The following is a 13,550-nucleotide window of genomic DNA, read 5'->3' as shown; positions in this document are numbered from 1 at the left end:
AATCCCGCCTTTGACAGCGGGGAAGCCCAAGAAAATGGGGATAGTGTCGGAATGTCGTATAGTGTTAGAAATCTAAATTAGCCAGATGTTTATAAAATGTTAACTTTCTTGTTCTTCTGAAACATCTTGCCAGCGTCTCATCTCAATCCAAATCCCTAGGATTGAGGCGCTTAATCCAATTAAAGGAACAAAGCTCGGCTCTGCTGAAGTCTTTAATACCAGGGCACAGAACGCAATAAAGCAAAGCACTGAATAAATCGTCAATCTATCTAAAGCGGTTAACATAGCTACTCCTTTGCTTCTTTGTTACCAACTTGTTAAATAAAGTTAAAACAAAAAAATCCATTTGCCAAGAGTTATTGCATATTTTTTCTTCATAAGTAGAATTTGAGCTGTTTTTTATAGATCAGAGCACACCATGACAATCAATACAGACCTAGCAACGCAAACATTAGAAGCAGAAGGCTTGCGCTGTCCAGAGCCAGTGATGATGGTCAGGAAGACAATTCGTAAAATGGAACAAGGAGAAGTGTTGTTAGTGAAAGCTGACGATCCTTCTACTACGAGAGACATCCCAAGCTTTTGTCGTTTTATGGATCACCAATTACTTGGCTCGCAAACAGAATCTATACCTTACCTTTACTTAATCAAGAAAGGTCTCGCGTAAAGAATCAAAAAAGGCTGCATCATGCAGCCTTTTTACTATTCATCATATTCAAGCGTTCGGACTTCCGATTGCAACTGCTTAATCTGCTTTTGCATCGCACGTATTTCATTGTGCATGGGAATGAGGTGTTGCACCCTAATCCACGACTCTACAGAGAGTCCAGCCATCACAATGGCACCGACAACCATAGGTGTCCACATGTCGGTGAGCACCATTCCAAGAACCGTTAAAACAAAACCGAACGTAAATAAAGAACTCTGACTTTTCGCGGTCATTCCTGTGTAACGTGTAAGCATAGTATTGCCCTCTCGCTAGGATCCACATGATTAAAGTAGCATGACAATTGTGACACTAATATGTCACTCATCACGAAATTCACTAGATTCGTGCCAGAGTTTGATCTTGGATAAATCACAGTTAGCTAGTTGATATTGTTATTAAAAAATAGCCGCACCAATTGCTAATAATACAAACAGAATGGCGGTAACCCGGCGAATCCAATCTAATGGCAATTTATCCGCTGACAACTTTCCTATCAGTACTACCGGAACATTCGCCAACAACATACCAATAGTGGTTCCTAGAACCACCAGCATTAAGGCATCGGCATACTGCGCCCCTAATATCGATGTCGCAATTTGAGTTTTGTCACCAATCTCTGCGATAAAAAACGCAATGAAACTGGCCACAAATGGTCCTTTGTTGGAGATGCTTTCCTCTTCATCCAGTTTATCGGGAATCAGTACCCATCCGGCCATGGCTACAAAACTTACGACAACAACCCACTTCAGAACTTGAGGCGAAAGGTAATCGGCGACGACAACTCCTAACCAAGCAGCAAGTGCATGGTTGGCTATCGTTGCCAGAAAAATGGCTGCAATAATGGGAATAGGTTTACGGTAACGACTGGCTAACAGCAATGAGAGAAGTTGGGTTTTATCCCCAATCTCAGCTAAGGCGACAGTAGTAATTGAAATAGCTAAAACGCTCACGACATGCTCTAAGGGGCAGGGATTATAGTTTTTAACCTATAGATAAACCTCGCACCCCACCCCGGTTCACGATGTTTATCTAAGGTCTTGCTAAACTTGTTGGCACAAGTCTCGAACGCCATGGTGATTTTGCACCAATTATGTTGACGAACGAATTCTGACTCTTGCTAGAGTCCGAATAAGCTACTCCCCAAAGATGGCGGTATTGTAATCACACTAACCATCAAATTCAACAATAACACTGTCCCTTAAGCCGCAGTTGAGCGAGAAATGCAAAAAACTGACCTTTTTTCGCATAATGACGATTAATTAACCACTTTTACCCCTACTCCCCCAAGGAATTACTGGGTATACTTGATCGTTATTTTTACCTTTTTCAGATAAAGAATCGCGCGAATTGACTATGCAAAAATACGATATCAAAACCTTCCAGGGAATGATCCTCGCGCTGCAGGATTATTGGGCACAAAATGGCTGTACCATTGTACAACCTCTAGATATGGAAGTAGGTGCGGGCACCTCTCACCCAATGACATGTTTGCGCGCACTTGGCCCTGAGCCAATGTCGACAGCTTATGTCCAACCATCTCGTCGTCCGACTGACGGCCGCTATGGTGAAAACCCGAACCGACTACAGCACTACTATCAATTTCAGGTAGCGCTAAAGCCATCTCCAGACAACATTCAGGAGTTATATCTAGGCTCACTAGAAGTACTTGGTATCGACCCACTAGTGCATGACATTCGCTTCGTAGAAGACAACTGGGAAAACCCGACACTCGGTGCTTGGGGTCTTGGTTGGGAAGTATGGCTAAACGGTATGGAAGTCACTCAGTTTACTTATTTCCAGCAAGTGGGTGGTCTTGAGTGTAAGCCAGTAACCGGCGAGATCACTTATGGTATCGAGCGCCTTGCTATGTATATCCAAGAAGTAGACTCTGTTTACGACCTAGTTTGGAACATTGCACCAGACGGAAGCAAAGTGACTTATGGTGATATCTTCCACCAAAACGAAGTTGAGCAATCTACATACAACTTCGAGCACGCTGACGTAGACTTCCTATTCTCATATTTCGATCAATGTGAGAAAGAAACTAAGGAGCTACTGGAACTAGAGAAACCTCTTCCTCTTCCAGCTTACGAGCGCATTCTAAAAGCCGCTCACGCGTTCAACTTGCTTGATGCTCGCAAAGCTATCTCTGTAACAGAGCGCCAACGTTACATTCTTCGCATCCGCAACCTGACTAAGTCAGTAGCAGAAGCATACTACGCATCACGTGAAGCACTTGGCTTCCCAATGTGTAAGAAATAAGGCGAGGAGACAGTAAACATGGCAAAAGAATTTCTAATTGAACTAGGTACTGAAGAGCTACCACCAACACAACTTCGCACTCTTGCTGAAGCATTTGCAGCAAACTTTGAGTCTGAACTTAAAGATGCAGACCTAGCACACGAAGGTGTGAAGTGGTATGCCGCACCTCGTCGCTTAGCACTTAAGGTTTCAGCGCTGGCTGAAGGTCAAGCTGACAAAGTGGTTGAAAAGCGCGGCCCAGCAGTATCGGTAGCATTTGATGCTGATGGCAATGCAACTAAAGCAGCACAAGGCTGGGCTCGTGGTAACGGTATTACTGTTGACCAAGCAGAACGTCTAGTGACTGACAAAGGTGAATGGCTGCTATTCAAACAAGAGGTGAAAGGTCAGGCAACGTCTGAGATCATCGTTGAACTTGCAGCCAAAGCACTCGCTAATCTACCTATCGCTAAGCCAATGCGTTGGGGTGATAAAACCACTCAATTTATCCGCCCAGTTAAAACGCTGACGATGCTAATGGGTTCTGACCTTATAGAAGGCGAAATCCTAGGCGTAGCGTCTGATCGAACTATCCGTGGTCACCGCTTTATGGGTGAGCAAGAGTTCACTATCGAATCAGCAGAGCAATACCCAGCGATCCTCGAAGAACGCGGTAAAGTGATGGCTGATTATGACGCACGTAAAGCCATCATCCTAGCGGACTCTCAAAAAGCAGCGGCAGCGGTTGGCGGTGTAGCTGATCTCGAAGATGACTTAGTAGAAGAAGTGACGTCCCTGGTTGAATGGCCAGTAGTACTCACTGCGAAGTTTGAAGAAGAATTCCTAAAAGTACCTTCTGAAGCGTTGGTTTACACCATGAAGGGTGACCAAAAATACTTCCCAGTTTATGACGAGAACAAGAAGCTACTACCAAACTTCATCTTCGTTTCTAATATCGAATCGAAAGAGCCTCGCTACGTTATCGAAGGTAACGAGAAGGTTGTGCGTCCTCGCCTAGCCGATGCCGAGTTCTTCTTTAATACAGATCGCAAGCGCCCGCTTATCGACCGTCTACCTGAACTAGAGCAAGCTATCTTCCAGAAGCAGCTTGGTACTATCAAAGACAAGACGGATCGCATCACTGAACTTGCTGGCTACATCGCTGAGCAAATCGATGCTGATGTTGAAAAGTCTAAGCGTGCAGGCCTATTGGCTAAATGTGACCTAATGACATCTATGGTATTTGAATTTACTGATACTCAAGGTGTGATGGGGATGCATTATGCCACGCACGACGGTGAAGATGAGCAAGTAGCGCTAGCACTATACGAACAATACATGCCTCGTTTTGCAGGCGATGACCTACCAAGCACTGGTATCTCATCCGCTGTCGCGATGGCAGACAAGCTAGATACTATTGTTGGTATCTTCGGTATTGGTCAAGCACCTAAGGGCTCTGACCCATTTGCACTTCGTCGTGCATCGCTAGGTGTGTTGCGTATCATCGTAGAAAACGGCTACAGCTTAGACCTTACAGATCTTATCGCAAAAGCGAAGTCACTATTTGGCGACAAGCTAACCAATGCAAATGTTGAAGAAGACGTACTTGAGTTTATGCTTGGTCGTTTCAATGCATGGTACAAAGACGAAGGCTTCAGCGTAGACATTATCCAGGCGGTGTTAGCACGTCGTCCGACTAAACCTGCAGACTTTGACCAGCGTGTGAAAGCAGTATCTCACTTCCGCGAACTGGAAGCGGCAGAATCACTTGCTGCAGCAAACAAGCGTGTGGGCAATATCCTAGCGAAGTTTGATGGTGAACTCGCCGCCGATATCGACCTTGCACTTCTACAAGAAGATGCAGAAAAAGTACTGGCAGAAAATGTAGAAGTCATGACAGAAGCACTAGAGCCTGCTTTCGCTACAGGTAACTACCAAGAAGCGCTAAGCAAGCTAGCAGATCTTCGTGAACCGGTTGATGCTTTCTTCGACAACGTAATGGTAATGGCAGACGATGAAGCGTTGAAGAAAAACCGCCTAACACTGCTGAACAACCTACGTAACCTATTCTTGCAAATTGCTGATATATCACTGATTCAAAAGTAATTTTCTAGAAAAACAGCAAAAGCCCAGTTACCTAACTGGGCTTTTTTTTATTCCCACCACAAATAGTGCTTTGCCTCACAGTTTCATTAATGTATGTTCAAACATTAATCTTGCCATCAGCAGGATAAAAAACCGAAAAAATATAACAAGTGAACACAATGAACTAGGTACAGCAATGCAATTTTCTAAGTTTGGTGAAAAATTTAATCGTTACTCAGGTATTACCCAATTAATGGATGATCTCAATGATGGCCTCCGCACTCCAGGTGCCATTATGCTCGGAGGTGGCAACCCAGCCGCTATTCCAGCAATGCTCGAGTACTTTCACCAAGCCAGTGCAGATATGCTTGCCAACGGCGATCTCGTCGCAGCTATGGCTAACTACGATGGCCCACAAGGTAAAGATGCCTTTGTTAAAGCGCTTGCTAAGCTGCTGCGTGAAACCTATGGCTGGGCAATCACAGAAAAGAACATCAGCCTAACCAATGGTAGTCAAAGCGGCTTTTTCTATTTGTTCAATTTGCTTGCAGGTAAGCAATCCGATGGCTCGCACAAGAAGATTCTATTGCCTATTGCTCCCGAGTACATTGGCTATGGCGATGCGGGCATTGACGAAAATATCTTCGTCTCTTATCACCCAGAAATTGAATTACTCGACGGTGGTTTATTCAAATATCATGTGGATTTTGAGCACCTGAAAATCGATGACTCTGTTGCCGCTATCTGTGCGTCGCGTCCAACCAACCCGACGGGTAACGTGCTAACTGACGAAGAGATCCACAAGCTCGATAAACTGGCTCGTGCTAACAATATCCCACTGATTATTGATAATGCTTATGGTCTGCCATTCCCAAACATCATTTTTGAAGATGTAGAGCCATTTTGGAATGAAAACACCATCCTATGTATGAGTTTATCCAAACTAGGGTTACCTGGCTTACGCTGCGGCATTGTCATTGCGAGTGAAGAAGTCACGCAAGCGATGACCAATATGAATGGCATCATTAGTCTTGCTCCTGGGAGCTTTGGCCCTGCGCTTGCCAATCATATGATTGAAAAAGGTGATCTGCTGGATTTAAGCTCGAATGTCATTAAGCCTTTCTATCAACAGAAATCATTGCGTGCGGTAGAACTACTGCAATCAGCCATAACCGACCCACGTTTTAGAATTCACAAACCAGAGGGTGCAATTTTCTTATGGCTTTGGTTTGATGAATTACCGATTACTACCATGGAGCTTTACCAACGACTGAAAGACCGTGGTGTATTAATTGTTCCTGGTGAATACTTCTTTATTGGTCAAGAAGACGAATGGGATCATGCTCATCAGTGTTTGCGCATGAACTACGTGCAAGACGATGACAAGATGCAGCAAGGCATCGCTATCATTGCAGAAGAGGTAGCAAGAGCCTACGCAGAAGCCTAACACTAAAAAGAGCGCCTTATGGCGCTCTTTCACTCTTTATTTCCGAGTATTGTTTCAAGGCAAATATTAGCCTTCGATCAGTTTATTACCACCGATCTCAATTTTACGCGGTTTCATCGCTTCTGGTATTTCACGTTCTAGGTCAACGTGAAGCAAACCATTCTCCATGCTTGCACCGACCACTTTCACATAGTCTGCTAGTTGGAACTTACGCTCAAAATCGCGCTCTGCGATGCCTTGGTAAACATAGTTTTTACCTTCTTCAGCTTTACGCTCGCCCTTAACAATCAATAGGTTCTCTTTTTGAGTAAGATCGAGCTGCTCTTCAGCAAAGCCAGCCACAGCCATAGTGATACGGAAGTGGTTCTCGTCTTGTTGTTCGATGTTATACGGAGGGTAACCGCCTGAAGCATTTTTCGCGGTGTTCGCTTCCATCATATTAAATAGACGATCGAAGCCGATTGCGTTGCGGTATAAAGGAGTGAAATCTACAGTTCTCATAATACTATCCTCAGTTAAGCAATAGTCTTAGCTCTTTATTCATAAGATCTAAGGGGATTCATGGCTTATTCCCTGATGTTTGTCTATAAACGGGACATAAGTTGGAATCAATCTAAATAGTGTGCTGCCACCGTTATCCTCTCTTGAGCAATAAGGGATCAGCTATTTCTGAGGCCCATAAGTTGGCATCCTCTTCATTACCTTATATAGGGACGATACACTCCATATTCAAGAGAGCCCTACTCTTTTTTCTATAATCGAACACTCACTAGCAACAATAAGAATACGCGAGTAATAAAAAACGCCACCCTAAGGCAGCGTTTTTATTTAGCAGAACAACCCGTCTATACGTCTAGGTTGGCAACTTTCAGTGCGTTTTCTTCGATGAAGTTACGACGAGGTTCTACTTGGTCACCCATCAACGTGGTAAACAGTTGATCAGCGCCAACCGCGTCTTCAATCGTCACCTGCATCATACGACGAGTCTCTGGATCCATGGTTGTTTCCCACAGCTGATCAGGGTTCATCTCACCAAGACCTTTATAGCGTTGTAGGCTTAAACCACGACGTGACTCTTTGATTAACCACTCAAGAGCATCAACGAAGTTTGTAACTTCTTGAGTACGCTCACCACGTTTGATGTAAGCACCCTCTTCAATCAGACCGTCTAACGCTTCTGACGTATCTGCCAATTGGCGATACTCTTTCGAGTTGAGTAGATCAACACTGATAACGTGCTCATGAGTCACACCATGGGTACGAACCACAACTTTAGGTAGGTTTACACCCAGTTCAGCGTGCTGTTCTACTTCAAAGCTGTATTGGCTTGCGCCCACTTCTTTGTTGTTTAGCTGCTCAACAAGCTGTTTAGACCATGCTTCCACCGCCGCAGCGTCATGACATTGCTCAGCCGTTAGACGTGGTACATACATGAACTCGCCAACCATAGCATGTGGATAACGACGACTCATGCGATCAACCGTTTTAACTGCAGCGTTGTATTGCTGAACTAGCTTCTCAAGTGCTTCGCCAGCCAGTGCAGGTGCTTCAGAATTAACATGCAGTGCCGCGTTATCTAGAGCCAGAGATACTTGATACTGGTTCATGGCATCTTCATCTTTAATATACTGCTCTTGCTTGCCTTTCTTCACTTTGTAAAGTGGTGGCTGAGCAATATATACGTAGCCACGCTCAATAAGCTCTGGCATTTGACGGTAGAAGAACGTTAATAGCAGCGTACGAATGTGAGAACCATCCACGTCCGCATCGGTCATGATAATGATGTTGTGATAACGCAGTTTGTCTGGGTTATATTCATCACGACCAATACCACAGCCAAGTGCCGTGATAAGCGTTGCCACTTCTTGTGAAGAAAGCATCTTATCGAAGCGCGCTTTTTCTACATTAAGGATTTTACCTTTAAGTGGAAGAATCGCTTGGTTCTTACGGTTACGACCCTGCTTAGCACTACCGCCTGCAGAGTCACCCTCCACTATGTATAGTTCAGAAAGCGCTGGGTCTTTCTCTTGGCAGTCTGCCAGTTTGCCTGGTAGACCGGCTAAATCTAGTGCACCTTTACGACGCGTCATCTCACGAGCTTTACGTGCTGCGTCACGAGCACGAGCAGCGTCGATGATCTTGGTACAAACAATCTTCGCTTCACCTGGGTTCTCAACAAGGAACTCAGACAGTTTCTCACCCATCGCAGACTCAACCGCTGATTTCACTTCCGATGAAACCAACTTGTCTTTGGTTTGGCTTGAGAACTTAGGATCAGGCACTTTCACCGAAACGATAGCGGTTAGACCTTCACGCGCATCATCACCTGATGTCGCAGTTTTCGCTTTCTTAGAAAAGCCTTCTTTATCCATAAACGTGTTCAGCGTACGCGTTAACGCCGCACGGAAGCCAGCAAGGTGAGTACCACCATCACGTTGAGGGATGTTGTTGGTAAAGCAATAGATGTTTTCTTGGTAACCATCGTTCCACTGCATCGCCACTTCGACAGTAATACCATCATCACGTTCGTTATCGAAGTGGAAGATTTTTTGGATGATTGGTGTTTTATTGGTGTTTAGGTGCTCAACAAACGCTTGGATACCGCCTTCAAACATGAAGTGATCCATTTTGTCTTCTTCGCGCTTATCAATCAGCTTGATAGATACACCAGAGTTTAGGAACGATAGCTCACGAAGACGTTTTGCTAAGATATCGTAATGGAATTCAATGTTAGTGAAGGTTTCTTCACTTGGCCAGAAACGGATTTCCGTACCCGTTTTATCCGTATCACCAATGACTGTAAGTGGCGCTTCTGGCTCACCATGGTGATAGGTTTGCGTATGAATTTGACCGCCACGATGAATGGTTAGCGTCACTTTTTTCGACAATGCGTTTACTACCGAAACACCTACACCGTGCAGACCACCCGATACTTTGTACGAGTTGTCATCAAACTTACCACCCGCGTGAAGTACCGTCATGATAACTTCTGCAGCAGAAACCTGCTCTTCTGGGTGCATTTCAGTCGGGATACCACGACCATCATCGCTAACAGAAACAGAGTTGTCCTCATGGATTGTCACAATAATGTCGTTACAGTGACCAGCCAACGCTTCATCAATTGAGTTATCAACCACCTCAAAAACCATGTGGTGCAGACCGGTTCCATCGTCCGTGTCACCAATGTACATTCCCGGACGCTTACGTACCGCATCCAGACCCTTTAGTACCTTAATACTCGATGAATCGTAATTTTCTGACATGAGTTTCTCTCACTATTTACCTGGTTCTATTGTGCCATGTTCCACATGAAACATCTTGCCATTTTCGTCAATCATATCGGCGACTTGGCTTTGGGTAATAGAACTTACAAAAACTTGAGCATTCGTCTGTTTTAGGTAATCCGCTAGGCGTTTACGACGAAGGCTATCTAATTCGGAAGCAAAGTCATCTATTAAATAAATGCACTGCTTACCGGTCAACTCGGCGAGATGCTGTCCCTGCGCTAAACGCAATGCACACATCATCAGTTTTAGCTGACCTCGAGACAACACATCCTCAACTGGTGTGTTGTTCACTTTAATTCTTAAGTCGGCTTTATTAGGTCCACTAAAGGTGTACCCTAAGCTCTGGTCTCGTTCAAAGTTGCGCTCTAATAGCTCAGCATAGGGCGCATCTTTTTCCCAACCACGGTAGTAGCCAAGTTTGATTTCAAACTCGGGCAAAAACGACTGACACATTTCCTCAGCAAGAGGTTGCATCTGTTCGACATAACACCGACGCCAATCATCAATTTGTTCTGCCAGTTGGGCCAAATCACGATCCCAATAGCTCAGTTCTCGATAACTGGTTGCAGTCTTAAGCAGAGCATTACGCTGCTTACTTAAACGCTTAAATCGTCCCCAAGCTTCATGAAAGCCTGGTTCAGAGTGAAACACACCCCAATCGATAAAAGCGCGACGAAACTTAGGTCCATCCGTCAGTAATTCAAACCCTTCAGGGTGAATTAGTTGCAGCGGTAACACCTTGGCAAGCTGAGCCAATTTTTGCCCAGATTGACCGCCTATTTTAACCTCAGTTGAGCCATCACGCTGCTTATTAATGCCAACGGGTATCTCAAATTGATCCGAGTTCAAAAAACGGCCATGAACGAACAGTTCTTGGCAGTCATTTTGAATGACTCGTCCTGTCAAAGAACTCTTAAAAGAGCGTCCATGACCGAGCAAATATATGGCTTCCAATACGCTGGTTTTGCCACTGCCATTGGGGCCAATAATAAAGTTAAAGCCTGTAGATAGTTCTATATCACAGGCTTTAATATTACGAAATTGCTGTACGATTAAGCGCGTAAGCGGCATAACATCATGCCTAGCTTAGAGACGAATCGGCATCACCACATACATGGCACTGTCATCTTCGCTATTTTCAATCAACGCACTCGCATTGGCATTCGACATAGAAATACGAACCTGATCGCAACGAAGCGTGTTCAGTACATCCAAAACGTATGACACATTGAAACCAATTTCTAATGCATCGCCTTGGAATTCGACGTCTAACATTTCTTCCGCTTCTTCCTGTTCAGGGTTATTCGCGGTAATGCGCATTTCATTTTGGTCGAGATTAACTCGCACACCACGGAACTTCTCATTGGAAAGAATGGCGGCGCGTGAGAATGCTTGTCGTAGTTCGTCGCAATTGGCTTCCAATGTTTTATCGGTATTTTGCGGCAAAACACGGCGATAATCCGGGAAACGACCATCAACGAGCTTAGAAGTAAAGACAAAGTTATTCACTTCCGCACGGATATTAGAGCTGCCAATTTGCAGCGTCACAGGTTGCTCAGGAGCATCTAATAACTTAGACAGTTCCTGCACACCTTTACGCGGTACGATAATTTGTTTGTTATCAAAGCTGCCTTCAAGTGACACCAAAGCAACAGCCATACGGTGGCCATCAGTGGCAACAGAACGAAGCGTGTTTTGGTCTAACTCAAACAGCATACCGTTGAGATAATAACGAACGTCTTGGTTCGCCATTGAAAATTGTGTTTTTTCTATCAGTGATTTAAGTTCAGCTTGAGTAACGGTCACCGCCACTTCTTGTTGCCAATCTTCAATATTTGGGAAATCACTGGCTGGTAAAGTCGATAGCGAGAAACGACTGCGTCCAGAACGTACTTGTACACGATCGCCTTCTAACACGATAGTGATAGTAGAGTCATCCGGCAGTCCACGACAAATATCTAGGAACTTGCGTGAAGGTACCGTCACACTACCCGCTTCAAACTCACTCTCTAGCGTCACTTTACTTACTAGCTCAACTTCTAAGTCGGTTGCAGTAAGAGAAAGCACCCCTTCTTCAACCTTCAACAGCAAATTGCCCAAAATAGGTAATGTTGGTCGTCCACCCAGTGCACCAGAGACTTGTTGTAACGGCTTTAATAAGTGATGACGTTCGATAGTAAATTTCATAGATAACTCTTCGTAAAGCTGGCAATCCATGCCACTTATATGCGAAATACAATAACTTGAATGCTAATTATAGCGATTATGCCATTATTATGAAGAAAGCGTACGAATTAAGTTCGAATAGTCTTCTTTAATATCGTGACTTTCTTCGCGTAGTTGAGCAATCTTACGACAAGCATGAAGCACTGTCGTGTGGTCACGACCACCAAATGCATCGCCAATTTCTGGAAGACTGTGGTTGGTAAGCTCTTTCGCCAAAGCCATCGCCAACTGGCGAGGACGCGCAACCGAACGAGAGCGACGTTTGGACAATAAGTCAGCCACTTTAATCTTGTAGTACTCAGCAACGGTCTTTTGAATGTTGTCTATAGTGACTAGCTTCTCTTGTAGTGCTAATAGATCGCGCAGCGCCTCTCGAACAAAGTCGATAGTGATAGGACGGCCAGTAAAGTTCGCGTTGGCGATAACACGGTTAAGTGCCCCTTCCAACTCACGAACATTAGAACGTAAACGCTTAGCAATAAAGAACGCCACCTCATCAGCAAGGTGAATTTGATGATCTTCTGCTTTCTTCATCAAAATTGCCACGCGGGTTTCAAGCTCTGGTGGCTCGATCGCAACCGTCAAACCCCAACCGAAACGGGATTTTAGACGATCCTCTACCCCATTTATCTCTTTAGGGTAGCGATCAGAGGTAAGGATGATCTGTTGGTTACCTTCTAATAGAGCATTAAAGGTATGAAAGAATTCTTCTTGAGAACGTTCTTTATTTGCAAAGAACTGAATATCATCGATAAGCAATGCATCAACGCTACGATAGTAACGTTTAAACTCTTCAATCGCATTGTTTTGTAGTGCTTTTACCATGTCTTGAACAAAACGTTCAGAGTGCATGTACACAACTTTCGCGTTCGGCTTGTTATCAACAATCGCATTGCCTACCGCATGCAACAAGTGGGTTTTACCCAGACCAGTACCGCCGTACAAAAACAGCGGGTTGTATGCCGCACCAGGGTTATCCGCAACTTGACGTGCAGCAGCTAAGCCAAGTTGGTTCGACTTACCTTCAACGAAATTATTGAATTTATGCTTGATATTAACGTTCGAGCGATGATTGATATCTGAGACTTCTGCTTCATCGTCCCACGTTTTATGCACAGGCTGACGTGCTTGCAGCTGTGCTGGTGCTGAAGATTCTGCCGCTACATCAGCGGCCGTCTTAACAGGCTTAGGCGCTGGTGGCGCAGAAACCGGTTTACTACCCACTTCAAATCGTAAGTTAGGTACGTCATTACCGCAATACTCTTTGAGTAAACGGTTGATGCTGTTTAAGTATCTGTCACGTACCCAATCTAATACAAAGCGATTAGGCGCAAATAGAGTTAGGGTGTTGTCATTAAGTTCAGCTTGTAATGGTCTGACCCACATGCTGAATTCGGTAGCGGGTAGCTCTTCTTGTAGTCGTTGCGAACATTGCAACCAAAGCGAAGATGACACGGTGCTCTCACTCTATTTATTTGAATTGGAAAAGATTGGTAATTTTACCTGTTGATAACCAAGATCGCCAGTAAATGATCAGTGATCCAGTGAATAAGAT

General features: G+C 44.5%; 12 protein-coding genes and 1 riboswitch. Of the genes, 4 read left to right on the top strand and 8 right to left on the bottom strand.

The window, feature by feature from the left end:
• Nucleotides 1-99: 99 nt before the first annotated feature.
• A complete protein-coding gene (locus JKJ11_RS00060; RefSeq protein ID WP_006075104.1) occupies nt 100-285 on the bottom strand; it encodes a hypothetical protein in 186 nt (61 codons plus the stop codon).
• Nucleotides 286-418: 133 nt separating this feature from the next.
• On the opposite strand from JKJ11_RS00060, the gene tusA reads away from it, so the two are divergent.
• The gene (gene tusA, locus JKJ11_RS00055) at nt 419-667 is read left to right on the top strand and encodes a sulfurtransferase TusA (protein WP_006075103.1); all 249 of its coding nucleotides are present in this window, start codon (nt 419-421) and stop codon (nt 665-667) included.
• A 35-nt stretch (nt 668-702) separates the two neighbouring features.
• Here the strand turns inward: tusA and JKJ11_RS00050 are convergent, their stop codons facing one another.
• Together JKJ11_RS00050 and JKJ11_RS00045 are read right to left on the bottom strand one after the other, a co-directional pair.
• Nucleotides 703-963 (bottom strand): hypothetical protein, encoded by a 261-nt coding sequence (locus JKJ11_RS00050; protein WP_006075102.1) that lies wholly within the window; start codon nt 961-963, stop codon nt 703-705.
• Between the two features lie 141 nt (nt 964-1,104).
• Nucleotides 1,105-1,659 carry a TMEM165/GDT1 family protein gene (locus JKJ11_RS00045; RefSeq protein ID WP_006075101.1) on the bottom strand — a complete coding sequence of 185 codons (555 nt, stop codon included), beginning with the start codon at nt 1,657-1,659 and terminating at the stop codon, nt 1,105-1,107.
• A 92-nt stretch (nt 1,660-1,751) separates the two neighbouring features.
• Nucleotides 1,752-1,863, bottom strand: a riboswitch (yybP-ykoY riboswitch).
• 199 nt (nt 1,864-2,062) lie between these two features.
• On the opposite strand from JKJ11_RS00045, the gene glyQ reads away from it, so the two are divergent.
• From glyQ to JKJ11_RS00030, 3 genes are all read left to right on the top strand, one after another.
• Nucleotides 2,063-2,971 carry a glycine--tRNA ligase subunit alpha gene (gene glyQ, locus JKJ11_RS00040; protein ID WP_006075100.1) on the top strand — a complete coding sequence of 303 codons (909 nt, stop codon included), beginning with the start codon at nt 2,063-2,065 and terminating at the stop codon, nt 2,969-2,971.
• Between the two features lie 18 nt (nt 2,972-2,989).
• The gene (gene glyS / locus JKJ11_RS00035) at nt 2,990-5,056 is read left to right on the top strand and encodes a glycine--tRNA ligase subunit beta (RefSeq protein ID WP_006075099.1); all 2,067 of its coding nucleotides are present in this window, start codon (nt 2,990-2,992) and stop codon (nt 5,054-5,056) included.
• 175 nt (nt 5,057-5,231) lie between these two features.
• Nucleotides 5,232-6,482: a valine--pyruvate transaminase gene (locus tag JKJ11_RS00030; RefSeq protein WP_252038593.1), complete on the top strand. Its 1,251-nt coding sequence runs from the start codon at nt 5,232-5,234 to the stop codon at nt 6,480-6,482.
• A 66-nt stretch (nt 6,483-6,548) separates the two neighbouring features.
• On the opposite strand, the gene JKJ11_RS00025 is transcribed toward JKJ11_RS00030, so the two are convergent.
• From JKJ11_RS00025 to dnaA, 5 genes are all read right to left on the bottom strand, one after another.
• Entirely contained in the window at nt 6,549-6,983 is a 435-nt protein-coding gene (locus JKJ11_RS00025) for an Hsp20 family protein (RefSeq protein ID WP_006075097.1), read from the bottom strand.
• A 344-nt stretch (nt 6,984-7,327) separates the two neighbouring features.
• Nucleotides 7,328-9,745 (bottom strand): DNA topoisomerase (ATP-hydrolyzing) subunit B, encoded by a 2,418-nt coding sequence (gene gyrB / locus JKJ11_RS00020; RefSeq protein ID WP_006075096.1) that lies wholly within the window; start codon nt 9,743-9,745, stop codon nt 7,328-7,330.
• A 12-nt stretch (nt 9,746-9,757) separates the two neighbouring features.
• Complete coding sequence (recF, locus tag JKJ11_RS00015) at nt 9,758-10,840, bottom strand: DNA replication/repair protein RecF (RefSeq protein WP_252038592.1); 1,083 nt, start codon at nt 10,838-10,840, stop codon at nt 9,758-9,760.
• A 15-nt stretch (nt 10,841-10,855) separates the two neighbouring features.
• The gene (dnaN, locus tag JKJ11_RS00010) at nt 10,856-11,956 is read right to left on the bottom strand and encodes a DNA polymerase III subunit beta (RefSeq protein ID WP_031493149.1); all 1,101 of its coding nucleotides are present in this window, start codon (nt 11,954-11,956) and stop codon (nt 10,856-10,858) included.
• 87 nt (nt 11,957-12,043) lie between these two features.
• On the bottom strand, nt 12,044-13,450 hold the full coding sequence (gene dnaA / locus JKJ11_RS00005) for a chromosomal replication initiator protein DnaA (protein WP_038224178.1): 1,407 nt from the start codon (nt 13,448-13,450) through the stop codon (nt 12,044-12,046).
• Nucleotides 13,451-13,550: the final 100 nt, after the last annotated feature.

Source organism: Vibrio sp. SCSIO 43133, from assembly GCF_023716845.1.
Lineage (GTDB): Bacteria > Pseudomonadota > Gammaproteobacteria > Enterobacterales > Vibrionaceae > Vibrio > Vibrio mediterranei.
This window is presented reverse-complemented; position numbering and strand designations above follow the sequence as displayed.